Origin of the sequence: Pseudomonas sp. NPDC012596 (assembly GCF_042902325.1) — a bacterium.
GTDB lineage: Bacteria > Pseudomonadota > Gammaproteobacteria > Pseudomonadales > Pseudomonadaceae > Aquipseudomonas.
Map to the genome: position 1 here is coordinate 443,592 of NZ_JBIBEB010000002.1, position 23,229 is coordinate 466,820.

General features: G+C 63.1%; 19 protein-coding genes. 11 read left to right on the forward strand and 8 right to left on the reverse strand.

Annotated elements, in window-relative coordinates; all coding sequences use genetic code 11:
• Positions 1–93: 93 nt before the first annotated feature.
• From ACFY68_RS04590 to ACFY68_RS04620, 7 genes are all read left to right on the forward strand, one after another.
• Entirely contained in the window at positions 94–1,470 is a 1,377-nt protein-coding gene (locus tag ACFY68_RS04590; protein ID WP_387523719.1) for an L-serine ammonia-lyase, read from the forward strand.
• A 394-nt stretch (positions 1,471–1,864) separates the two neighbouring features.
• Positions 1,865–2,971: a GlxA family transcriptional regulator gene (locus ACFY68_RS04595; protein WP_346613553.1), complete on the forward strand. Its 1,107-nt coding sequence runs from the start codon at positions 1,865–1,867 to the stop codon at positions 2,969–2,971.
• 187 nt (positions 2,972–3,158) lie between these two features.
• On the forward strand, positions 3,159–3,674 hold the full coding sequence (locus ACFY68_RS04600) for a sigma-70 family RNA polymerase sigma factor (RefSeq protein WP_387523722.1): 516 nt from the start codon (positions 3,159–3,161) through the stop codon (positions 3,672–3,674).
• 88 nt (positions 3,675–3,762) lie between these two features.
• Complete coding sequence (locus tag ACFY68_RS04605) at positions 3,763–4,734, forward strand: FecR family protein (protein WP_387523725.1); 972 nt, start codon at positions 3,763–3,765, stop codon at positions 4,732–4,734.
• Between the two features lie 159 nt (positions 4,735–4,893).
• Positions 4,894–7,722 carry a TonB-dependent receptor plug domain-containing protein gene (locus ACFY68_RS04610; protein ID WP_387523728.1) on the forward strand — a complete coding sequence of 943 codons (2,829 nt, stop codon included), beginning with the start codon at positions 4,894–4,896 and terminating at the stop codon, positions 7,720–7,722.
• A gap of 27 nt (positions 7,723–7,749) precedes the next feature.
• Positions 7,750–10,518: an insulinase family protein gene (locus ACFY68_RS04615; protein WP_387523731.1), complete on the forward strand. Its 2,769-nt coding sequence runs from the start codon at positions 7,750–7,752 to the stop codon at positions 10,516–10,518.
• The gene (locus ACFY68_RS04620; protein ID WP_387523734.1) at positions 10,515–12,170 is read left to right on the forward strand and encodes an ABC transporter ATP-binding protein/permease; all 1,656 of its coding nucleotides are present in this window, start codon (positions 10,515–10,517) and stop codon (positions 12,168–12,170) included. Before ACFY68_RS04615 ends, ACFY68_RS04620 begins: the two co-directional genes overlap by 4 nt.
• 96 nt (positions 12,171–12,266) lie before the next feature.
• On the opposite strand, the gene ACFY68_RS04625 is transcribed toward ACFY68_RS04620, so the two are convergent.
• The 5 genes from ACFY68_RS04625 to choX form a co-directional block, all read right to left on the reverse strand.
• The gene (locus ACFY68_RS04625; RefSeq protein WP_387523737.1) at positions 12,267–12,524 is read right to left on the reverse strand and encodes a hypothetical protein; all 258 of its coding nucleotides are present in this window, start codon (positions 12,522–12,524) and stop codon (positions 12,267–12,269) included.
• A gap of 254 nt (positions 12,525–12,778) precedes the next feature.
• Positions 12,779–13,252 (reverse strand): thioesterase family protein, encoded by a 474-nt coding sequence (locus ACFY68_RS04630; protein ID WP_387523740.1) that lies wholly within the window; start codon positions 13,250–13,252, stop codon positions 12,779–12,781.
• Positions 13,253–13,262: 10 nt separating this feature from the next.
• Positions 13,263–14,228 (reverse strand): L-carnitine dehydrogenase, encoded by a 966-nt coding sequence (locus tag ACFY68_RS04635; RefSeq protein ID WP_387523743.1) that lies wholly within the window; start codon positions 14,226–14,228, stop codon positions 13,263–13,265.
• An 18-nt stretch (positions 14,229–14,246) separates the two neighbouring features.
• Positions 14,247–15,131, reverse strand: coding sequence for a 3-keto-5-aminohexanoate cleavage protein (locus ACFY68_RS04640; protein ID WP_346613562.1), 885 nt, complete (start codon positions 15,129–15,131; stop codon positions 14,247–14,249).
• Positions 15,132–15,254: 123 nt separating this feature from the next.
• Positions 15,255–16,199, reverse strand: a complete 945-nt coding sequence (choX, locus tag ACFY68_RS04645; RefSeq protein ID WP_346613563.1) for a choline ABC transporter substrate-binding protein — start codon at positions 16,197–16,199, stop codon at positions 15,255–15,257.
• 144 nt (positions 16,200–16,343) lie between these two features.
• Between choX and ACFY68_RS04650 the strand changes: the two genes are divergently transcribed.
• Positions 16,344–17,291 carry a GlxA family transcriptional regulator gene (locus tag ACFY68_RS04650; protein WP_387523747.1) on the forward strand — a complete coding sequence of 316 codons (948 nt, stop codon included), beginning with the start codon at positions 16,344–16,346 and terminating at the stop codon, positions 17,289–17,291.
• A gap of 3 nt (positions 17,292–17,294) precedes the next feature.
• Here the strand turns inward: ACFY68_RS04650 and ACFY68_RS04655 are convergent, their stop codons facing one another.
• From ACFY68_RS04655 to ACFY68_RS04665, 3 genes are all read right to left on the reverse strand, one after another.
• Positions 17,295–17,912, reverse strand: coding sequence for a hypothetical protein (locus tag ACFY68_RS04655; protein ID WP_387523750.1), 618 nt, complete (start codon positions 17,910–17,912; stop codon positions 17,295–17,297).
• A gap of 63 nt (positions 17,913–17,975) precedes the next feature.
• Entirely contained in the window at positions 17,976–18,668 is a 693-nt protein-coding gene (locus ACFY68_RS04660; RefSeq protein WP_387523752.1) for a hypothetical protein, read from the reverse strand.
• A 136-nt stretch (positions 18,669–18,804) separates the two neighbouring features.
• Entirely contained in the window at positions 18,805–19,221 is a 417-nt protein-coding gene (locus tag ACFY68_RS04665) for a lysozyme inhibitor LprI family protein (protein ID WP_387523755.1), read from the reverse strand.
• 285 nt (positions 19,222–19,506) lie between these two features.
• Here ACFY68_RS04665 and ACFY68_RS04670 point away from each other — a divergent pair, with 285 nt between their 5' ends.
• From ACFY68_RS04670 to dgcA, 3 genes are all read left to right on the forward strand, one after another.
• Positions 19,507–20,484, forward strand: coding sequence for a dipeptidase (locus ACFY68_RS04670; RefSeq protein WP_139667934.1), 978 nt, complete (start codon positions 19,507–19,509; stop codon positions 20,482–20,484).
• A 77-nt stretch (positions 20,485–20,561) separates the two neighbouring features.
• On the forward strand, positions 20,562–21,092 hold the full coding sequence (locus ACFY68_RS04675) for a DUF5943 domain-containing protein (protein ID WP_027594293.1): 531 nt from the start codon (positions 20,562–20,564) through the stop codon (positions 21,090–21,092).
• A gap of 15 nt (positions 21,093–21,107) precedes the next feature.
• Entirely contained in the window at positions 21,108–23,168 is a 2,061-nt protein-coding gene (gene dgcA / locus ACFY68_RS04680) for a dimethylglycine demethylation protein DgcA (RefSeq protein WP_387523760.1), read from the forward strand.
• Positions 23,169–23,229 lie beyond the last annotated feature (61 nt).

Below are 23,229 nucleotides of genomic sequence, written 5' to 3' on the forward strand. Positions count from 1 at the left end.
CTTGCATTCGTGGCGGCTCGCAGCTTCAGCCTAGCAGTTGCCCCGCCCTGCGCATGGCGCGCAGAGACAAGCCCAGCAAGAGGTGAAGCGACAATGGCCATCAGCGTGTTCGACCTGTTCAAGATCGGTGTCGGGCCCTCCAGCTCGCATACCGTCGGCCCCATGCGTGCGGGTGCTTTGTTCGTTCAGGGCCTGCGTGAACGCGGGGAGCTGGCGCAGGTGAAACGTATCGAGGTGCGGCTGTACGGTTCGCTGTCGGCCACTGGCATCGGCCACGGCACCGACAACGCCACCATCATGGGTTTGATGGGCGATTGGCCCGACGCCATCGACCCGACCCAGATCGTCCCGCGCATCGCCGACCTGCGCGAAACCAACATCCTCAAGCTGGATAACCGCCTGCCCATCGAATTCGTGTGGGCCCGCGACATGCTGCTGCTGGACGAAAACCTGCCGTACCACCCCAACGCCATGACCCTGATCGCCGAAGGCGAGCAAGGCGAGCTGCACCGTGACACCTACTACTCGGTGGGCGGCGGCTTCGTGGTCGATGCGCAGCAGGCTGCCAGCGGCGTGCTGGACGCCGACCAGACGGTGCTGCCGTACGATTTCAACAGCGCCGCCGAGCTGCTGCGCCTGTGCAAGCAAAACGACCTCAGCGTGTCGCAATTGATGATGGCCAACGAGAAGGTCTGGCGCAGCGAGGCGGAAATCCGCGCGGGCCTGCACAAGCTCTGGGAAGCCATGCAGGAGTGCGTCAACAACGGCCTCAAGTACGAGGGCACACTGCCCGGCGGGCTGAACGTGCGCCGCCGTGCCGCCAAGTTGCACCGCAGCCTGCAGGAGATCGGCAAGCCTAATGTGATTGGCTCGACCATGAGCGCCATGGAGTGGGTCAACCTGTTCGCGCTGGCGGTCAACGAAGAGAACGCCGCCGGCGGGCGCATGGTCACCGCACCCACCAACGGCGCCGCCGGCATCATCCCGGCGGTGCTGCACTACTACATGCGCTTCAGTGACGAGGTCGATGAGTCCAGCGTGGTCGACTTCTTCCTCGGCGCCGCGGCGGTGGGCATCCTGTGCAAGAAGAACGCTTCGATTTCCGGTGCCGAAGTCGGCTGCCAGGGTGAAGTCGGGTCAGCGTGCGCCATGGCGGCGGCGGGCCTTGCCGAAGTGTTGGGCGGCACGCCGGGGCAGGTGGAGAACGCGGCCGAGATCGCTCTGGAGCACAACCTTGGCCTGACCTGCGACCCGGTCGGTGGCCTGGTGCAGGTGCCGTGCATCGAGCGCAATGCGATTGCTGCAGTCAAAGCCATCAACGCCGTGCAGATGGCCCTGCGTGGTGACGGCGAACACTTCATCTCGCTCGACCAGGTCATCCGCACCATGCGCGATACCGGGGCCGACATGCACGACAAATACAAAGAGACTTCGCGCGGTGGGCTGGCGGTCAGCGCCATCGAATGTTGATGCGCTGATCTCGCGCTATTCTCGACACGACGCCCCGTTATGGGGCGTTTGTGCATCTACCGATCGTCGGGTGTCGTGATCAGTGTGGGCATTGTCGGTGACACTCAAGAGTGTCGTTTCTGGGAAACCTACACTGCGCGTGTCACCAAAGTGCTCAACGGTTACACGAGAGGCGCTAGCTCGCCGGTTTGCGCCGCCTGGCAAACGCATCGCAAGCCCCTGAATTGCTCAGCAAAGGCGTCGTTTTCAGGAGTTTTCGAATGGCTGTTCAACTTCCGGCACGGCGTTTGCGTTGAGATTGGCAACCTACCCCTCGGAAACTGACCGGGGGGTCATAACAAGAAATCAGTGCCCGCCTGAGGCACACCCTGCATTTGTGTGAGGAGAAATCGCGATGACGTCGTACACCTCCGGGAACCCAACCCAGAACCGCACAGCACCCCAGTCCATCGGTTTTCTCCTACTGGACAATTTCACCCTTATTTCCCTGGCGTCGGCCGTCGAGCCGCTGCGCATGGCCAACCAGCTGTCCGGCCGTGAGCTGTACCGTTGGCACACGCTGACCGTGGATGGCGGCCAGGTGTGGGCCAGCGATGGCCTGCAGATCACCCCCGATGCCGCCATGCACAGCGCGCCGCCGATCGACACCGTGATCGTCTGCGGCGGCGTGGGCATCCAGCGCACCGTTACCCGTGAGCACGTTACCTGGCTGCAGGCCCAGGCCCGCCAGTCGCGCCGCTTGGGTGCGGTGTGCACCGGCAGCTGGGCATTGGCCTGTGCCGGCCTGCTCGACGGCTTCGATTGCAGCGTGCACTGGGAGTGCCTGGCCGCGATGCAGGAGGCCTTCCCGCGGGTCAATATGAGCACGCGCCTGTTCACCCTCGACCGCAACCGCTTCACCAGCTCCGGCGGCACCGCGCCGCTGGACATGATGCTGCACCTGATCAGCCGCGATCATGGTCGCGAGCTGTCCGCGGCGATCTCCGAGATGTTCGTCTACGAGCGTATTCGCAACGAACAGGACCACCAGCGCGTGCCGCTCAAGCACATGCTTGGCACCAACCAGCCGAAGCTGCAGGAAATCGTCGCGCTGATGGAGGCCAACCTGGAAGAGCCGATCGACCTGGACGAACTGGCGGTGTATGTGGCCGTGTCGCGGCGCCAGCTCGAGCGCTTGTTCCAGAAGTACCTGCACTGCTCGCCATCGCGCTATTACCTGAAGCTGCGCCTGATCCGCGCACGGCAGCTGCTCAAGCAGACGCCGATGTCGATCATCGAAGTGGCGTCGGTGTGCGGCTTCGTTTCCACGCCGCACTTCTCCAAGTGTTACCGCGAGTACTTCGGTATTCCGCCGCGGGATGAGCGCGTAGGCTCCAATACCGCGCAGCAGGTGGCAATGATGCCGATTCCGCAGGCCATGACCCTGTCGCCGCACAGCGGGCCGATGGCTGCACTGAGCCAGGCGCGTAACGAGTCGACGTTTGCCAGCGTGAGGCTTTAAGGCTTCGGGGCTGCTTTGCAGCCCAATCGCCGGCAAGCCGGCTCCCACAGGATTCACCGCAAGGCGTGAGATCGGTGCGCTACCTATGGGAGCCGGCTTGCCGGCGATGAGGGCCAAGAGGGCAACGCTGCATCATTGGTTGATAATGATTCTCGACTACAGGTAACATCGCCGCCCCCGAAATCGCTTGGCACACCACCCCGTGGCGGACGACAAACTGCAGCTCTACCTCGCCCACCGGGCAGCACTGGTCGACTATTGCGCGCCAATCGTGGGTTGCCGCGCCCGTGCCGAAGACGTGGTACAGGAAGCCTGGCTGCGCTTCAGCCGCCAGGACAGCGATGCCGATATCCGCCACCCGGCCAGTTATCTCTATCGCATCGTCCGTAACCTGTCGTTGGACCAGACCCGCCGCACGGCAACCGAAAAGGCCCAGCCCGGTGGCGACGAGATGCTTGCCGAGTTGCCTTCCAGCACCGCCTCGCCCGAACAGACCATCACCCAGCAGGATGAGCTCGCCGCCATCAACCGTGCCCTCCAGGCGTTGCCTGAGCGCACCCGCCTGGCCTTCGAAATGCACCGCCTCGGTGGCTTCACCTTGCAGCAGGTGGCCGCCCACCTGAACGTCTCGGTGAGCCTGGTGCACCAGTTGGTCCACGATGCCTTGCGCCATTGCATGGCACAGCTGGAGGACGACCTGTGAAAATGCCTGCTGCTGGCGCGTCCTTTGCTCAATGGGCCGACTCTGTGCGACCCTTCGCGCCCCCGAGCCCCCTGGAGACTTGCCGGACATGACGTCAGCAGACCGCGTATCCAGCCGCCGCGACCAAGCCCTCGACTGGCTCCTGCGCATCCAGCAGGCGCCGCACGATGCGCAACTGCGTGCCGAGCTGGCGCAGTGGTGCGCCAGCGATGTGGCCAATGCCCAGGCCTACGGCAAGGCCGAGCGGGTGTGGCGCCTGACCGGCCAGCTGGCGCCTGCCACCGCCGAGCAGTGGCCCGAGCAACCTGCGACCGCCAGGGTGCTACAGCTGCCCAGGAAAAAGCCTGCCCGGCGCTGGTGGTTGAGTGCAGCGGTGGCGGCCTGCCTGATGGTGGCCATAGCACCTTCGCTGAGCCTGCGCCTGCAGGCCGACTACCGCACCGCCCAAGGCGAGACCCGCGATGTGACGTTGGCAGATGGCAGCGTGGTGCAGCTGGACAGCGACACCGCTATTGCCGTGGACTACTCCGGCGATCATCGCGACGTGAAGCTGCTGACGGGCCAGGCGTTCTTCGAGGTGATGCCCGACAAGGCCAAGCCATTCCACGTACGCGCTGATGCGATAAAAGTGACGGTGACCGGCACTGCCTTCAACGTCGCGCTACGGCCGGGCAGGGCGGGGGTGGATGTGCAGCATGGCTCGGTGAGGGTCGAGGATGCCGTCGATGGGCATGTCCTGTCGGATGCGCTCACGGCCGGTGAACGGCTGCGTTATGTCGATGGCCTCGTACAGGTGAACACCCTCGTGCCATCGCAAGTGGCGGCTTGGCGCCAGGGGCAGTTGATTGCCGATAACCAGCGTGTCGCCGAATTGGTGCAAGAACTGGCGCGGTACCTGCCGGGTAAGGTGTTGCTGCGCGATGATGCACTGGGCGACAAGCGTGTTACCGGTGTGTATGACCTGCGCAAGCCTGAGGCTGCCTTGCGGGCTGTGCTTCGTCCCCACGGCGGTGACGTGCACAGCTACGGGCCTTGGCTGCTGGTGCTGAGCAAGCCTTGAGCCGCCGGGCCGCTGCTCAGCGGCCCCCCACCTGCAAAAATATTTCCTGAATTTTCTGAAAATTCCTCGTATTGCCCCGTCTTCTCCCCCGCGCGCAACAACTGATAGCGATTCGTATTCAATTTTGGTTCCGGCAGTTGCCCGGGGCGGGGATGTGGCATGACACAAACAATAAGCCGGAAGCCGCGCAGCGCGCGGGGTTGGTCGTTGCGCCTGAAATGCGTGTTGGGCAGTGGGCTGCTGGGCCTGGGTGGGCTCCTGCCCGCGCCGCTGCTGTGGGCCACCGAGGCGCCCGCGCAATTGGCGCAGGTACATGCCTTCGCCATCCCGGCGCAGCAACTGGCTGGCGCGCTGATCGCCTTCGGCCAGCAGAGCGGGCTGCAGGTCAGCGCTGATGCGCAATTGCTCGAGGGCGCCTTGGGCAACCCGGTGCAGGGAAACTTCAGCAGCGAGGCGGCACTGTCGCGGCTGCTCTCAGGTAGCGGGCTGACCTGGGACACGGACGGTGATGTGATCAGCCTGCGCCTGCTGCACAGCGAAGCCGACGCCGGCCCGCTGGAGCTGCATGACACCTTGGTGCTGGGCGACACCGAAGGCAACGGCTACATGGGCGCCACGGTCATCAGCGGCAAGGCCATCCGTGCCTTCCCCGGTGCCAACGGCGACATCACCACGCTGCTGCAGATGCACCCCAGCGTGCAGTTTTCCGGCGCGCAGAAAAGCTCCAACACCCCAGGCGAGATCGACCCCGCCGACATCAGCATCAATGGCGCCAAGTTCTACCAGAACAACTTCATGATCGACGGCATCTCGATCAACAACGACCTAGACCCCGGCGCCCACGGCTACAGCGAGAACCGCCAGTTCGACGCCGCGCCCAGCAACCCCCACGGCATCGCCCTGGACGCCGACCTGCTGCAGGAAGTGAAGGTCTATGACAGCAACGTGCCGGCGGAGTACGGCGGCTTCAATGGTGGTGTGATCGATGCCATCACCCGCCGCCCGAGCAAGGGCTTGCACGGCAAGTTTTCCTACGGCATCAGCCGCTCGGAGTGGACGCGTTATCACATCACCGAGCAGGACCAGGAAAGCTTCGCCAACTCGTCCTCCGAGCAGTACCAGCCCGAGTTCGAGAAAACCACCCTGCGCGGCATGCTCGAAGGCCACCTCACCGACAACTTCGGCGCCGTCCTGAGCTTTTCCCAGCGCCGTTCGGTGATCCCGCTCAACCGCTACGAGAACGGTTACACCAGCCCCAATGCCGACAGCCGCGAAGACCAGACCCGCCAGCTCGACAACTACATGCTCAAGACATATTGGGACGTCAACGATCGGCTGACCGTGGAAAGCTCGTTCATCCAGGCGCCCCAAGAGAACGTGTTCTTCCGCGAGAACTTCCTGAACTCCGGGTTCACCAACAAGAACGGTGGCTGGCAGGGCTCGCTGAAGGCGATCTGGGAAGGTGACCAGGCGCGCTGGACCCATACCCTGGCGCTGACCAACCTGTACAGCTCGCGTGAGTCCGATGAAACAGACACCGTAAATTGGTGGTACTCCGACGCCAAGAACTGGGGCAACCCCAGCAGCAACACCGCGAAAAGCGGCGAAGGCGCCTTCGGCAACCTCGACCAGACCCAGCGTGGCATCGATTACACCCTCAAAGGCGAATGGCAGACCTTCGACTTCGCCGGTGTCAGTCACGGCATCACCACGGGCCTTGAGGTTTCGCAGCAACACGCCGTGTGGGAGCGCGAAGAGACCGGGCAGGGCGTCAACACCTTCAAGCGCGACAACGGCACAGGTTGCGCGGGCAGCGACCCATGGTGCTCGGTCAGCCCGCTGCTCAACGGCGACACCCGCCAGTGGGGCAGCATCCGTACCCAGTACAACGCCGGCAAGATCGACCTGACCGAAAACGCCTACGCCTTCTTCATCGACGACCAGATGCAGATCGGCAAGCTCAGCCTGCGCCCGGGCCTGCGCTTTGAGGGCGACGACTACATGAAGCAGAAGACCGTTTCGCCGCGCTTTGCCGGTGACTACGACTTCTTCGGCGACCGCAGCACCGTGCTGGTATTCGGCGCCAACCGCTACTACGGGCGCAACCTGTTCAAGTACCGCCTGGCCGATGGCCGCCAGGCCCTGAACACTACCTACACCCGGGCCAGCCAGGACGGCGCGTGGGTGGGGCGTCAGGTGCTCAATACCAACCGCTTCTCGGACATGAACATCCCCTACGACGACGAGTTGATGCTGGGCCTGGAGCAGCGCTGGCTGAACACCGACTTCCGCTTGAAGTACGTGCACCGCAAGGGTAACGACCAAGTGGTACGCACCTCGTCGCGTACGCTCGGCCTCGACCCCGTCGATGGCTACCAGAGCATCTACTACACCTACGTCAACGCCGGCGCCAGCGAGAGCGACAATGTTTCGCTGACGATCACCCCCAATCAGTCGTTCCGCGTGCTGGGCAGCATCACCAGCCTGCAGCTGGCGCTGGACTGGTCGCGCAGCAAGAATGCCTACAGCACCTACGAAAGCGGCTTCAGCGAAGCTGAATACGCCGATGACGACGTGATCTACGATGGCAAACGCCTGGCGTACAGCGAGCTGCCGGCCAGCGACTTCAACCGCCCATGGACAGCGCGGTTGACCACCATCACCGAGATCCCCAGCTGGCACCTGAGCATCAGCAATTTCTTCCGTTACCGCGGCGCCTACGAGCAGATCATCGACACTGGCCGCACCGAAGATATCGACGGCGAGGCCCTGCGCGTCTACGACACCGCCTCGGTGGCCGCCGCCCCAACCTGGGACATGCGCGTCAAGTGGGAGATCCCCACGGCAAAAGAACAGGCGCTGTTCGTGGCTGTGGATGTGACCAACGTCACCGACAAGGTCAACCCTATCGTCAGCAACAGCAGCACCGCCCGGACCACTTACGAAGTCGGCCGCCAGTACTGGCTGGAAGTCGGCTACCGCTTCTGATCCCTGAAAAAAACCGTGGACACCCTGATGAAAAAGCTTCTCGCGGGCCTGCTCGGCCCGCTGCTGCTCGGCGCCTGCGCGTCGCTGCCTGAACCTGACGCGCCATTGCCCTGGGATCCCCAGGTCACTCAAGGCACCCTGGCCAACGGCATGCGATACCGCCTGGTGCGCGAGTCGGCCCAGCCCGGCAGGCTCGACCTGCGCATGACCGTCAACGCCGGCTCCGTGGACGAGGCCGACGACCAGGTCGGTGTCGCCCACCTGGTCGAGCACCTGGTGTTCCACAGCCGTGCCGGGCACGCCGAAAACGTGCGCGCACGCATGGTCGGCCTGGGTTGGGTGCAAGGCCGGCACTTCAACGCCATGACCAACTACGAGCGTACCCAGTACATGCTCAGCCCGCCATCGGGCATGCGCCAGGCGCCGCAGGCCCTGCAGGTGCTGGCCGACATGGCGTTCGCCGGCGACTACAGCGCGGCGGACCTCGAGCGCGAACGGCCGATCGTCATCGAGGAATGGCGTGGCGGGCTGGGTGTGGCGCAGCGCATGAACGAACAGCGCACGGCATCGCAACGCGTCGGTTCGCGCTACCCGGCGCACCGCACCATCGGCAACGAAGCGGCTATCCGAGAAGCCAGGCTGGCCAACCTGCAAGCGTTCCAGGCCACCTGGTACCAGCCGTCGAACATGGTCATTTCAGCCGTGGGCGATTTCGAGCCTGGAGCGATGCTGGCGCAAATCGAAACGGCCTTCGGTAAAGCGCGAGGCGGCGCGGTACCGCCGCGCGGGCATCGCGACCTGCCATTGGATGGCCAGCTGAAGATCTTCCGCCTGCAGGACCCTCAATCCGGCAGCAGCCAGGTGTCGCTGCTGCTGCGCCTGCACGAGCCGGAAAGCCGCGGTACCAGCCGCGCGGCCATGCGTGAGCGGTTGATCGACCGCATGGCCCTGGCCGCGCTGGTCGACAACTTGCGTCGTCAGCCCAGGCAGGCGGGTGTGCGCAGTTTGACCGCGCAGAAAACCCTGATCGGCAGCCAGTCGACGGTGCTCGGCATCGCTGCTGGCGTAGAAGGCCTGCAGCACGAACAAGCGTTGCGCCAGTTGCTGACCGAGATCGAGCGCTTGCGCCAGCATGGGTTCAGCGAGCAGGACTTCGAACACGAGCGGGCGCATATCAGCGCCTTGGGCGACAAGACCCTGGCCAACCACACGCCACGTACGTTCGAGCAATGGGTCGAGCAGCTCACCAACGCCACGGCGCCTGAAGGCAGCGTGGTCGAACGCCATGCTGCAGCGCGACGCTATCTGCAGGTGTTGCCAGGCATCGACCTCGACGACCTCAACGGCAGGCTGAAGCATTGGCTAGGCAGTGCCGACCGCGTGCTGCAGTTCAGCGTGCCCAGGCAGTCGGAGGTCGAGGTGCCAACTGTTGCGGCGCTCGAGGCATTGCAGGTGCAGATCGCCAGCCAGGCCCTGCCCGCACCTGCGCAGCAGCGCACTGACGCCCCCACCGTGGCAACCTACAAGCCCGATGCACCGGGCCCAGCCGGGCAAATCATCGGGCGCCAGGCGTTCGCCGCCGAGCACGTCGAGCACTGGGCCCTGGGCAACGGTGACAAGCTGGTGTGGCTGCGCCGCAACGGCCCGGACGGCAACTGGCTGCTACAGGCCGAATCATCCGCAGGCTACCGCCTTGCCGATGCGCCAGCCTGGCGCCTGCAGATGGCTGCGCAACTGGCTGTGCGCAGCGGGCCGGATGGCGCTCAAGCGTGGCGCCAGGCACAGCGGGCCACGCTCGGCCTGGAGCATCAGCCGCAGCGCCTGCAGCTGAACCTCAGCGGTGCTCCCGAGCAACTGCCGGCCTTGTTGCAGAGCTATCGCCTGAGCCAGCTGGCGGGCATCGACCCGACGTTGTTCGACGAAGCGCGCAACGACCTGCTGCAGCGGGTGCGCAGCAGCCCCGCAGATGTACGTTCACGCCAGGAAAGCGCGCAGCGCGTACTCAAGTACGGCGCCGATCATTGGCAAAGCCCCGACCCGCTAGCGCTGCAACAGCTGGACCGCGAGCAGTTGCAGGCCGACTGGCAGCGCCTTGCCAGCGCCCCCGTGACCTATTACCTGATGGCCGACGTGCCCGCAGAGCAGCTCGAACCGCTGGTACGCGGTTACCTGGCCAACCTGCCGCGCGGCGCTGCGGCAAACGCGCAACCGGCCGTACAGCAGCCTGGCCAGCGCCGCACAGACCTGGCCATCGCGCTGGAGCCGCGGGCCGTTCTGCACGCCAGCAGCTACCTACCTCAAGCCTGGCAACCACAAGCGGCCATGCGCGTAGCGCTGCTGCGCGACCTCGCCAACCAACGGCTCAAGCAGCAGCTGCGCGGTGAAGCCTCGGGGGTGTATCGCCTGAGCTTCGATGCACAGCTTGACCCCGATTCGCAGCGTATCGAAAGTACGCTGAGCTTCACTTGCGACCCGGCGCGGGTGGACGAACTCTGGGCGCTGGCGCAGAAGACCCTGGCCGGTTTGAGCGTGGATGAGCAGTGGCTGATGACCACACGCCACGAACTGAACCGCCAGGAAGCCAAGCGCCGCGAAGACCCGCAAACCCAGTTCAAGCGCCTGATCCTCAGCGAGCGCCACTGGCAAGACCCCCGCTACCTCAGCGAACAGGCCAGGTTGCCCGAAGCGTTGACCCTGCCGACCATGCAGCAAATGGCGCGGCAGCTATTCCCAGCCGCCAACCAGGTGCAGCTGCGCCTGCTGCCATCGCCCGCCGCGCTGGAGCAGGCCTTGTGAATACCTTGCGCACGTTCTACCGCCTGAGCCGCCCGTTCTGGCATGACCGCCGGCAATGGGTGGCATGGCTGATGCTGGCGGCGGTGATCGGCCTGGGTTTGCTGGTGGTGCAGATCAATGTGCTGATCAACAGCTGGAGCAAAACCTTCTACGACACCTTGGCCGCGTTCGACACAACGGGGCTGTACGGCCTGGTCGGCGAGTACGCGCTGTACCTGGGCAGCTATGTGCTGATCATCGTGGCCATGGACTACATCCGCAAAGGGCTGGAGCTGCGCTGGCGCCAGGCGATGACCGGGCGCCTGACCGACGCCTGGCTGGCCGACCAGGCCTTCTACCGCCTTGGGCTGACCGGCGAGCCGGACAACCCCGACCAGCGTATCGCCCAGGACGTCGACCTGATGGTTGGCTTGAGCATCGAGCTGGTCGCTTCGCTGGTGATCAACCTCGCGCAGGTTGGCGCGTTCGTGGTGATCCTGTGGAACCTGTCGGGGGTGCAGACCTTCAGCCTGTTCGGGGAGCGTTTCACGGTGCATGGCTATCTGCTGTGGCTCGTGCTGGCCTACACCTTGATCGGTAGCCTGCTCACTCACCTGATCGGCAAGCCGCTGCATGCGCTCAACTACGAGCGTGAACACCGCGAGGCGGATTTTCGCGCCAGCCTGCTGCGCAAGCGCGACCATGCCGAGCAGATTGCTCTATACCGGGGTGAGGCCGTCGAGCGCGAGCAGCTGGCCGAACGCTTTCGCGCCATCGCCGACAATTGGCGGCAGTTGATGGGGCGCGAGCGTAACCTCAGCCTGTTCACCGTCTCCTACGAGCGTTTGAGCCTGATTATCCCGGTGTTCGCCGCGCTGCCGGCATTCATGGCCAAGACCATCACCCTCGGTGGGCTGATGCAGATCCGCAGTGCCTTCAACGCCGTGCATGGCTCGCTCAGCTGGTTCATCAAACTGTACAACAAGCTGGTGCGCTGGAGCGCGGCGTTGCAGCGGCTGGAGCAGTTCGAGCAGGCGATTGCGGCAAGCCGGCAACAGGCCACCCCGGCAGCACACGGTGACTGCCTGTGCATGCGCGGGCTGACGCTTTGCCGGCCAGATGGCAGCACGATGCTGCGTGGCCTCGACCTGCGTGTGGCGCAGGGCCAGTGGGTGCGCCTGGGCGGGCGCAGCGGGCTGGGCAAGTCGACCTTGCTGCGCACCCTGCAGGGGCTGTGGCCTTACTGCCAGGGTGACTGGCAGCTGCCGCCGGGGCGCAGCTTGTTGTTGCCGCAAAAGCCCTACATGCCGCACATGAGCTTGCGCGGCTTGCTGGCTTATCCCCAAGTGCGGTCGATCGACGATATGCTGTTGGTCGATGTGCTGGGCAAGGTCGGTTTGGGCGGGCTGATCGGGCAGTTGGACAAGCAGGCCGAGTGGGAGCGTGTGCTGTCTGGCGGTGAGCAGCAGCGGGTGAGCCTGGCGCGGGCGTTGTTGTACCGGCCGGATACGTTGTACCTGGACGAGGCGACCAGCCAGCTGGATGTCGGCAGTGCGCAAGGGTTGCTGGAAATGCTCAAGCGCGAACTGCCGGGGTGTACGGTGGTGGCGGTGACGCACCAGGAGGGGGTGGCGAAGGTGTTCGGGAAAACGCTGGAGCTGGAGCGCGTGTGAATCAACTCTGGCCTCATCGCGGGCAAGCCCGCTCCTACAGGATTGTGCGGTACCTGTGGGGGCGGGCTTGCCTGCGATGAGGCCGGCAAGGCGGTCTCAGGCGCGTCTGCTGAATTGCGCCAAGGCCGGCAACAGCTGCTTGTCGATCGCCTGGCGCACCGCCGGCAAAATCGTCGCGCTGCCGGTGTACATCTGCTCGACCATGCCCTTCAGCGCCCGCGCATTGGGTTCGGTCAGCCCGCGAACCACCGCCTCGCAGGCCTGCTCGGCACTGGCCCCGGCAGGAATATCGAAACCGCGCGCGCGTAGCTGGCCGGCGAGGTCGTCCTGATCAATCAAATCCGCATGCATCATGGCTGTTGTCCCTTTTATCGCTAAGAGAGTGCTGCTGTGATTTACGACCGATTCTGTGTCTACCGCGACATGCCCGCAAGGGTTGTACGCCGCGATGACTGCTTTGGCTAAGAACAGGTCGCTCCCGGCTAATTGCCGGTGCGGTGAAGTCAGCAGACTGCAGCTATTCACGGCCCCCGAGGGTTTGGTCACCCTCACTCACGCACAGTGGATGTTGCTCGCTCTTGGCCCCGGTAGCTCACGGCTTTCCGGGGTTATTTTTTTGGCAGTCCAATCACCCGCCCAACGTAGGCTGGCGCTGCAAGATCACGCTGTTCGTCCATCACACCTTGCAGCAACCTCACACTGAGCTCGCTGAGCGGCGCCGCTTTCGGCCCCGCGAGGTCCACATGCAGCAGCATCTGCTCGCTGGCGGCCAGGGCGTCTTCGAAACCCGCGCGATGCAGGCTGTGGTAAACCTGCATGCGCTTGCTGTCGAAACTGACGATCTGCGTCTGCACCCACACCTCGGTGCCTAGCTTCACTTCGTGCAGGTAGTTGATGTGCGCCTCCAGGGTAAACAGGGAGTGCCCGCTCTGCCCTCGGCTGTCGGCGTCCAGGCCGATGCGCTCCATCAGCGCATCGGTGGCGTAGCTGAAAATCAGCAGGTAAAAGGCATCGCGCAGATGCCCGTTGTAATCGACCCAGTCCTCCTGGACTGGGGTGCGGTAGGTGATCAGTGCGGGCATCGTGCTTTCCTCAGTCGCTGAACGACATGCCATGGCTGGCTTTGCTGGTTTTCACCGCTTCCAGCACCGCCAGCAGGGTGTCATCACGGTAGCGCTCCAGCGCGGCGATGCTGCGCTCGCCCAGTTGCTCCGAAGTGCCGTCCACCACATCGTCGATCAGTTTGTCGGTTAGCTCCGGCGCTGGCAGGTAGGTCCAGGGCAGCTTGAGGGCTGGGCCGAACTGCGACATGAAGTGGCGCATACCGGCATCGCCACCGGCCAAGGTGTAGGTGAGGAAGGTGCCCATGAACGACCAGCGCAGGCCGGCGCCAAAGCGGATGGCATCGTCGATCTCGCCGGTGGTGGCCACGCCGTCGTTGACCAGGTGCAGCGCCTCGCGCCACAGCGCTTCGAGCAGGCGGTCGGCGATGAAACCGGGGACTTCCTTGCGCACGTGCAGCGGGCGCATGCCCAGGGCGGTGTAGATGGTTTTGGCAGCTTCGATGGCTTCAGGGGTGGTGTGGTTGCCGCCGACGATCTCGACCAGTGGCAGCAGGTATACCGGGTTGAACGGGTGGCCGACTACGCAGCGCTGCGGGTGGGTGGACGACTCGTAGAATTCACTGGGCAACAGGCCCGAAGTGCTGGAGCCGATGATCGCGTCGGGCTTGGCGGCGGCGCTAATTTTGGCGTGCAGGTCGAGCTTTAGGTCCAGACGCTCTGGTGCGCTTTCCTGAATGAAATCGGCCTCGCGCACGCATTCCTCGATGGTGGCAACGAATTTCAGCCGATCCTGTGACGCCCCTGGAGCCAGGCCTTGTTTCTCAAGCGCCGGCCAGGCGTTGGCGATGCGTTTGCGCAAGGCTTGCTCGGCACCGGGCGCCGGGTCCCAGGCCACCACATCCAGGCCGTGGGCGAGGGCACGGGCGACCCAGCCGCTGCCGATCACGCCGCTACCCAGGGCGGCGAAAGTCTTGATTTCGGTAATGAAGGGCATATCGGTCTCCTGAAGGTATCAGCGGCGCTTGAGGTTCATTTTTTCCCGGCCTTCTGCCGGCGTGAGCACGCGGCCACCCAGGCGGGTGATGATCTCGGCTGCGCGTTCCACCAACTGGCCGTTGCTGGCCAGCACGCCACGGTCCAGGTACAGGTTGTCTTCCAGGCCGACCCGCACGTTGCCGCCGAGCAGCATGGCTTGTGCTGCCATGGGCATCTGCATGCGGCCGATGCCAAAGCCCGCCCAGGTGACGTTGGCGGGCAGGTTGTCGACCATGGCTTTCATGGTGGTGGTGTCAGCCGGCGCGCCCCACGGGATGCCCAGGCACAGTTGGAACAGCGGGTCGTCGAGCAGGCCTTCTTTGATCATCTGCTTGGCGAACCACAGGTGGCCGGTGTCGAAGATTTCCAGCTCGGCTTTCACGCCCAGCTCGGTAATGCGCTTGGCCCCAGCGCGAAGCTGCGCGGGGGTGGAGACGTAGATGGCATTGCCGTCGCCGAAGTTGAGGGTGCCGCAATCGAGGGTGCAGATTTCCGGCAGCAGCGCTTCGATGTGGGCCAGGCGTTCCAGCGGGCCGATCAGGTCGGTGCCCGGGCCGAATTCCATGGGCGATTCGCCCGGGCCGATTTCCAGGTCGCCGCCCATGCCGGCGGTCAGGTTGACGATGATGTCCACGTCGGCTTCGCGGATGCGTTCCATGACTTCGCGGTAGAGGTTGACATCGCGGCTGAAACGACCGGTTTGCGGGTCGCGGACATGGCAGTGGACCACGGTGGCGCCGGCTTTGGCCGCCTCCACGGCGGATTCGGCGATTTGTTTCGGGGTGACCGGGACCAGGTGGCTCTTGGCGACCGTGTCGCCGGCGCCGGTGAGGGCACAGGTGATGATGACGTCGTGGTTCATGGCGGTTCCTTGTGGTGTCTACGCTGGCCCTTTCGCGGGGCGAGCCCGCTCCCACAGGATCAGCGAGATCCTGAGTTTTACGCTGTACCTGTGGGAGCGGGCTTGCCCCGCGAAGAGGCCGGATCAGTTGGCGGTGAGCTTGAGGTTCTCAGCCGCAGGCTTGCCGTCGAAGGTAGTCACCCCTTCGAGCCAGCGGGCCTTGTCGTCGGGGTGGTCCTTGAGCCACTGGCGGGCCGAGGCCAGTGCGTCCTTGTGGTCGAGCAGCGGCTGCATCATGCGGCTCTCGTCCTCGGCGCTGAATTTCAGGTTGGCCAGCAGGCGGTGCGCGTTGGGGCAGCGGTCGGCGTAATCCGGCGCGGTTACCGTCCACACCGTGGCGCGGCCTTCGTCCGGGCCAAGCGCGTCCTGGCTGTCGCCCAGGTAGGCCATGTCGATGTTGACGTTCATCGGGTGCGGCGCCCAACCGAAGAACACCACCGCCTCCTTGCGCCGCACGGCGCGGTCGACGGCGGCGAGCATGCCAGCCTCGCTGGACTCGACCAGCTGGAACTTGCCCAGGCCGAACTGGTTCTTGGCGATCATCGCCTTGATCTGGGTATTGGCGCCGGAGCCCGGCTCGATGCCGTAGATTTTTCCGCCCAACTCCTTCTCGAACTTGTGGATATCGGCGAAGGTCTTCAAACCCTTGTCGGCCAGGTATTTGGGCACGGCCAAGGTTGCCCGGGCGTCTTCCAGGCTCGGCTTGTCGAGCACCTTGACCTGCTGGGCGTCGACGAACGGGGTGATGGTCTGGGTCATGATCGGGTTCCAGTAACCCAGGAACATATCCAGGCGCTTGTCGCGGATGCCGGCAAAGATGATCTGCTGCGAGGCACTTGTCTGTTTGGTCTGGTAACCCAGGCCGTCGAGCAGCACCTGGGCCATGGCGCTGGTGGCGATGACGTCGGTCCAGTTGACTACGCCAAGGCGCACGTTCTTGCAGGCCGCAGGCTCGGCGGCGAAAAGCGGGGTTGCAACGATGCTGCTCAGGGCAAGGGACAACAGGCTGCGGCGGATCAAGCTGTGCATGGTGGCTCTCCATCGGCAGTGCATATTGTTATTGAGGGCGGCCTCTGCGGACCGTGTGAATACGCTACGCTGGCGGTACCTTGGCCAAGCGCACGCTGGCGACAGGAATTAGCACCTGGGCGACCAGTTTCTGTGGAGTAGGGGATGATGCAGACGATTGCCTTTCTGTTGGTGCCGGGCTTTTCCGCCATGGGGTTCATTTCGGCGGTAGAGCCATTGCGGGTGGCCAACCGTTTTGGCGGGCAGTTGTACCGCTGGCAGGTGCTCAGCCTGGACGGCGAGGCGGTGCTGGCGAGCAACGGCATGTCGGTGAACGCCGACGCCGCGCTGGGGGAGGGTGAGCCTGCCAACATAGTGCTGGTGGTAGCGGGTTTCGAGCCACTTGCCAATGTTGCGCCGAAGCTTCTGCAGGCGCTGCGTCGGCTGAACCATGAAGCGGTCATGCTCGGGGGCATCGACACGGGCGCGATGGTGCTGGCCGAGGCAGGCTTGCTGGACGGTTACCGGGCGACATTGCACTGGGAAGCCCTAGAGGCGTTCAAGGAGCGCTACCCAGGCCTGCAGGCAACCCAGGAGCTGTTCGAGATCGACCGCAGCCGTATTACCTGTGCCGGCGGCACTGCTTCGATTGATTTAATGCTGCACCTGATAGCCCAGTCCCACGGCAGCGACTTGGCCGTAAAGGTGTCCGAGCAATTCGTGCTGGGGCGTATCCGTCAGCGCCAGGACCACCAGCGCATGCAGATCGGTGCGCGTTACGGTATCAGCAACAAGAAACTGGTCCATGCCATTGGCGAAATGGAAAAACACACCGAGCCACCGCTGAGTACGCTGGACCTGGCCGCTGCTATCAAAGTGACACGGCGTCAACTGGAGCGTCTGTTCCGCATGCACCTCAACGAAACACCCAGCAGTTTTTACCTCGCACTCCGGCTGGACAAGGCGCGTCAGCTGTTGGCCCAGACTGACATGTCGGTGACTGAGATCAGCCTGGCGTGTGGTTTTGAACTGCCCTCGTATTTCACCCGGCGCTACAAGCTGAGGTTTGGAAAGTGCCCACGGGAAGAGCGTCAACCTCCTCGCCCAAAATGAACTTCAGTTAAAATCGCGATTTAAAATGGCTATCAGATTTTCGCGATTTCTAGCCTGCAGGTGATTGCGCAATGGCGCGAATTCACGCGCATTGAAGCGGGCGCCCAGATGGTCAAAGACCAGGTTCAACCTCTGCGCGGGTTCGGCAGGGTCAGTTACGCAGTAGACAAAGAACAGGATAGCAACGGGGATGCTGTCCCCTTCATGATCCATTTCGATGCTCAGATGTGAAGAGGCGTTCATTACGTTGAAGGTGTGCTTACCCGCAGATTGCAAAGCGGCTTTTACGTTTTCTTCAAGACGCTTGAACCAAGGGCCTTTATCGCGTAGCGGGGGCAGATAACCCCTGTACACATCGCTTAGTGCGAGAAGGTGCGGCTCATACGCAATGGCTTTGTGCGTATGTTCGAACACAGTGAATTTCAGTGATTTCAAGGTGGCGAGAACGACAGCTAACCACTGCTCGGGTTGGGTCTCCATCGAGTATTCATCATTGGCCATGGCTTGTGAATAACGCAGGCATAGCTGCAAGTCTTCCCAGGTTTCCAGTGTCAGCCAGGGGGCGGGCTTGACTGTCAACCGCTCGTCGAATATTCGAGTGTCGAGGCTTGTATCGCTCATGCAGCATCGCTCAATGATGACGGGAACCGGGTACCAGCAAATCCTGCTACCCGGCCTCGTTGGTTAGATCGCGAGGAAGGCGGCGATGTCGCCTTTGATCTTCTCATTCACCAGATCACGCGCAGCATCGAAGTGACGAACGCTGAAAGTACCTTGTTGCGAGGCGCGATAAACGCGGGTCGAGGTTTTGTCCACCTTGCGGGTCAGAGCACCATCACGCTCGATTTTCGAGTCATAGCTGGCCTGGAAGCTGGTCATGTGCATCGCAGGCAGGCCTTGTGGCGTCATCTCGCACTGGGCGACGACGAAGTTGCTCGATTTGCCGGTTTGGCTCTGGCTGTGTTTTTCCAGGTAACTTTTGACTTCTGGCTTCTGCACGACGACTTGCAGCACGCGTTTGGCACAGGCGGCCCGACGCGGGTCACGGCCGACACTGATGGTGATGGACTTGGTGAGCAGCTCTGCCAGGGTCAGGTTATCCTCATCAATGGCATCTTCGGCGTGGGCCGCACCCGTCATGGTCCAGCCAAACTTGATCAGGCCATCGTTGTAAAAGTTGTACCACTCGCGCTGCTGGGTTTCCTTGTCGAACTTCTTGTTGGCCACTTCAGTCATCAATCGCATACCCGCCAGGATATCTTCTGCAATGCCAGCAGGCACATTTTCGGCGAATATACAGATCGTCTGGCCGGTCGCGGCTACGCGCTCCTGACCTTCTTTGCGGATTTTCTCCATTTCAACTTTGATGTCAGCCATTTACTTATTCCTTGATAGTTGAGGGTGACGAAACGCACGTTGCAGGCACGTCGTCTTGGCGCACTATCGAGAAATGGCGCTGTGACTATCAGCAGCACATTGTTCCACTGGAGGGCAGCCTTCAAACCCGCCCGGATCAATCTTCCGGTGCCGGCTCGTCACTGTTTTGCGCGCCCAGGCTGCGCAAATACTCCGATCGCTCATCGCTGCGCTGGGCGATGCAGCTGTTCCACGCCGTCTGGTAGGCCTTGCTGCCAGGTTGTTCGGCATGGGTTTCGACTTTGCAATCGGCATCGCGCAGTTGGCTCCAGAGCCTTTCGGCGGCTTCTATTTGCGACTTCAGGCCCGCTTCGTCCCCATACTGCTCGCGCATGCGTTGAAGCAGGTCGTCATAGGCCGATTTCAGTTCACGCTCGGCGGTCTGCTTGTTGAATGCCGCGCACTCGAACGTCTGTTGGTCGGTCTCGACATTGTCGCAAGGCGTGCTTTCTTCCTCACCGGCCTGGGCCCCGCTCACGACGGCCAGCAGCACCAGCCATGCCATTGATTTCATCCGTTTTCTCCTTAACAGGCTGTGGAATCGCAGGGATTCTCGCTCAGCCGGCGGCATGGCGATAGCTCCCTGACGAAATGTTCATGAACGGGGTGAAAAGGTCGTTATCGAGACTGTCTCTCATCCCCGAACGGCGTGCCAGACGTGCTCATGTCGCGCATTGACGCTTTCGGCAAACCCCCTGTCGTTTTTGCATCGGGGCGCCTCGGGGCACAGGCATATGCTGGCCCCAAAGCGCCGGCACAACGTTCGGTGCGACCCAACTCAATAAAAGGGGACAGCCTGATGAGCCCAGCCGAATTACACGCCGACAGCATCGTCATCGACGGTTTGATCATTGCCAAGTGGAACCGCGAGCTGTTCGAAGACATGCGCAAAGGCGGGCTCACGGCGGCCAACTGCACGGTGTCGGTCTGGGAAGGGTTCAAGGCTACCGTCGACAACATCGCCTCCAGCCAGAAGCTTATCCGCGACAACAGCGACCTGGTCATGCCGGTGCGTACTACCGCCGACATCCGCAAGGCCAAGGAGCTGGGCAAGACCGGCATCCTCTTCGGCTTCCAGAATGCCCATGCGTTCGAAGACCAGATCGCCTACGTCGATGTATTCAAGCAGCTGGGCGTGGGCATCGTGCAGATGTGCTACAACACCCAGAACCTGGTCGGCACCGGCTGCTACGAGCGTGACGGCGGGCTGTCCGGCTTCGGCCGCGAGATCGTCGCCGAAATGAACCGCGTGGGCATCATGTGCGACCTGTCCCACGTCGGCTCCAAGACGTCCGAAGAAGTCATCCTCGAATCGAAAAAGCCGGTGTGCTACTCGCACTGCCTGCCATCGGGCCTGAAAGAGCACCCACGCAACAAGTCGGACGCAGAACTGAAGTTCATCGCCGATCACGGCGGTTTTGTCGGCGTGACCATGTTCGCGCCGTTCCTGGCCAAGGGCATCGACTCGACCATCGACGACTACGCCGAAGCGATCGAGTACACCATGAACATCGTGGGTGAAGACGCCATCGGCATCGGCACCGACTTCACCCAGGGCCACGGCCAGGACTTCTTCGAGTACCTGACCCACGACAAGGGCTACGCCCGTCGCCTGACCAACTTCGGCAAGATCATCAACCCGCTGGGCATCCGCACCGTCGGCGAATTCCCCAACCTCACCGAAACCCTGCTCAAGCGCGGCCATTCCGAGCGCGTGGTACGCAAGATCATGGGCGAGAACTGGGTAAACGTCCTCAAGGACGTCTGGGGCGAGTAAGCCGCTCTCCAAGCCTGATAGCCCCTGCCAGCAACGCAGGGGCACCCACATGAAAATTTTTATGGAGTTGAGTTTCCATGGCCAAGATCGCCCCGCAATTGCCAATCGAAGTCGACAGCGAGACCGGTGTCTGGACCAGCGACGCCCTGCCGATGCTGTATGTACCGCGCCATTTCTTCGTCAACAACCACATCGGCATCGAGGAAGTGCTGGGCGCCGACGCCTACGCCGAGATTCTCTACAAGGCTGGGTACAAGTCGGCCTGGCACTGGTGTGAGAAAGAAGCCGAATGCCATGGCCTGGAAGGCGTGGCGGTGTTCGAGCACTACATGAAGCGCCTGAGCCAGCGTGGCTGGGGCCTGTTCGAGATCCAGGACATTGACCTGGACAAAGGCACCTGCAGCGTCAAGCTGAAGCATTCTGCGTTCGTATACGTGTACGGCAAGGTTGGCCGCAAGGTCGACTACATGTTCACCGGCTGGTTCGCCGGCGCAATGGACCAGATTCTCGCTGCCCGCGGCAGCAAGATTCGCACTGTGGCCGAACAGGTCTATGGCGGGTCGGAAGAAGGCCACGAAGATGGCCTGTTCGTTACAAAGCCGTTGTAAGCCGGAGATAGCGTCATGGCATTCGAAGCAATGTTCCAGCCGATCCAGATCGGCAAACTGACCATCCGCAACCGCGTGCTCAGCACTGCGCACGCCGAGGTCTACGCCACTGACGGCGGCATGACTACCGACCGCTATGTGAAGTATTACGAAGAGAAGGCCAAGGGCGGCATCGGCCTGGCGATCTGCGGCGGCTCGTCCGTGGTCGCCATCGACAGCCCGCAGGAATGGTGGGCGTCGGTCAACCTCTCGACCGACCGCATCATCCCGCACTTCCAGAACCTGGCCGACGCCATGCACAAGCATGGCGCCAAGATCATGATCCAGATTACCCACATGGGCCGTCGCTCGCGTTGGGACGGCTTCAACTGGCCGACCCTGATGTCGCCGTCGGGTATCCGTGAGCCGGTGCACCGCGCCACCTGCAAGACCATCGAGGTGGAAGAGATCTGGCGGGTTATCGGCAACTACGCGCAGGCTGCGCGTCGGGCCAAGGAAGGCGGCCTGGACGGCGTCGAACTGTCGGCAGTGCACCAGCACATGATCGACCAGTTCTGGAGCCCGCGGGTCAACAAACGTACCGACGAATGGGGCGGCACCTTCGAAGGCCGGATGAAGTTCGGCCTGGAAGTGCTCAAGGCCGTGCGCGCCGAAGTCGGCGACGATTTCTGCGTGGGCATGCGTATCTGTGGTGACGAGTTCCACCCCGATGGCCTGAGCCACGAGGACATGAAGCAGATCGCCGCGTATTACGATGCGACCGGCATGCTCGACTTCATTGGCGTGGTCGGCTCGGGGTGCGACACCCACAACACCCTGGCCAACGTCATCCCCAACATGAGCTACCCGCCGGAGCCGTTCCTGCACCTGGCGGCCGGCATCAAGGAAGTGGTCAAGGTTCCGGTGCTGCACGCGCAGAACATCAAGGACCCGAACCAGGCCACGCGCATCCTCGAAGGCGGCTACGTGGACATGGTTGGCATGACCCGCGCGCACATGGCTGACCCGCACCTGATCGCCAAGATCAAGATGGGCCAGATCGACCAGATCAAACAGTGCGTGGGCGCCAACTACTGCATCGACCGCCAGTACCAGGGCCTGGATGTGCTGTGCATCCAGAACGCCGCGACCTCCCGTGAATACATGGGCGTGCCGCACATCATCGAGAAGACCACCGGGGTCAAACGCAAGGTGGTGGTGGTCGGTGCCGGCCCTGCCGGCATGGAAGCCGCCCGCGTGGCGGCCGAACGCGGCCACGACGTGACCCTGTTCGAGAAGAAGGACCAGATTGGCGGGCAGATCACTATCGCCGCCAAGGCCCCGCAGCGTGATCAGATTGCCGGCATCACCCGCTGGTACCAGCTGGAACTCGCGCGCCTGAAAGTCGACCTGCGCCTGGGCACCGCTGCCAGCGTGGACGCCATCCAGGACTTGCGCCCGGACGTCATCGTGCTGGCGGTGGGCGGCCATCCGTTCGTCGAGCAGAACGAGCACTGGGGCGCCGCCGAAGGGCTGGTGGTCAGCAGCTGGGACGTGCTGGACGGCAAGGTTGCGCCGGGCAAGAACGTGCTGGTGTACGACACCATCTGCGAATTCACTGGCATGTCGGCGGCAGACTTCATCGCCGACAAGGGCAGCCAGGTCGAGATCGTCACCGATGACATCAAGCCGGGCGTGGCCATGGGCGGTACGACCTTCCCCACCTACTACCGCAGCATGTACCCGAAAGAAGTGATCATGACCGGCGACATGATGCTGGAGAAGGTCTACCGCGAAGGCGACAAGCTGGTGGCGGTGCTCGAGAACGAATACACCGGCGCCAAGGAAGAACGCGTGGTCGACCAGGTGGTGATCGAGAACGGCGTGCGACCCGATGAAGAACTGTACTACGCGCTGAAGGAAGGCTCGCGCAACAAGGGCCAGATCGATGTGGAGGCGCTGTTCGCCATCAAGCCGCAGCCGATCCTCAGCCAGCCGGGCGAGGGCTACCTGCTGTATCGGATCGGCGACTGCGTGGCCCAGCGCAATGTGCATGCGGCGATCTACGACGCCTTGCGGCTGTGCAAGGATTTCTGATCCAGCGCGCCTAAACGCCGTAGACCCCTGTGGGAGCGGGCTTGCCCCGCGAATGCGTCAG

Coding starts and splice junctions, on each gene's coding strand:
- ACFY68_RS04590 (WP_387523719.1), top strand. CDS start 94: ATGGCCATCAGCGTGTTCGACCTGTTCAAGATCGGTGTCGGGCCCTCC.
- ACFY68_RS04595 (WP_346613553.1), top strand. CDS start 1,865: ATGACGTCGTACACCTCCGGGAACCCAACCCAGAACCGCACAGCACCC.
- ACFY68_RS04605 (WP_387523725.1), top strand. CDS start 3,763: ATGACGTCAGCAGACCGCGTATCCAGCCGCCGCGACCAAGCCCTCGAC.
- ACFY68_RS04610 (WP_387523728.1), top strand. CDS start 4,894: ATGACACAAACAATAAGCCGGAAGCCGCGCAGCGCGCGGGGTTGGTCG.
- ACFY68_RS04615 (WP_387523731.1), top strand. CDS start 7,750: ATGAAAAAGCTTCTCGCGGGCCTGCTCGGCCCGCTGCTGCTCGGCGCC.
- ACFY68_RS04625 (WP_387523737.1), bottom strand. CDS start 12,524: ATGATGCATGCGGATTTGATTGATCAGGACGACCTCGCCGGCCAGCTA.
- ACFY68_RS04630 (WP_387523740.1), bottom strand. CDS start 13,252: ATGCCCGCACTGATCACCTACCGCACCCCAGTCCAGGAGGACTGGGTC.
- ACFY68_RS04635 (WP_387523743.1), bottom strand. CDS start 14,228: ATGCCCTTCATTACCGAAATCAAGACTTTCGCCGCCCTGGGTAGCGGC.
- ACFY68_RS04640 (WP_346613562.1), bottom strand. CDS start 15,131: ATGAACCACGACGTCATCATCACCTGTGCCCTCACCGGCGCCGGCGAC.
- choX (WP_346613563.1), bottom strand. CDS start 16,199: ATGCACAGCTTGATCCGCCGCAGCCTGTTGTCCCTTGCCCTGAGCAGC.
- ACFY68_RS04650 (WP_387523747.1), top strand. CDS start 16,344: ATGATGCAGACGATTGCCTTTCTGTTGGTGCCGGGCTTTTCCGCCATG.
- ACFY68_RS04655 (WP_387523750.1), bottom strand. CDS start 17,912: ATGAGCGATACAAGCCTCGACACTCGAATATTCGACGAGCGGTTGACA.
- ACFY68_RS04660 (WP_387523752.1), bottom strand. CDS start 18,668: ATGGCTGACATCAAAGTTGAAATGGAGAAAATCCGCAAAGAAGGTCAG.
- ACFY68_RS04665 (WP_387523755.1), bottom strand. CDS start 19,221: ATGAAATCAATGGCATGGCTGGTGCTGCTGGCCGTCGTGAGCGGGGCC.
- ACFY68_RS04670 (WP_139667934.1), top strand. CDS start 19,507: ATGAGCCCAGCCGAATTACACGCCGACAGCATCGTCATCGACGGTTTG.
- ACFY68_RS04675 (WP_027594293.1), top strand. CDS start 20,562: ATGGCCAAGATCGCCCCGCAATTGCCAATCGAAGTCGACAGCGAGACC.
- dgcA (WP_387523760.1), top strand. CDS start 21,108: ATGGCATTCGAAGCAATGTTCCAGCCGATCCAGATCGGCAAACTGACC.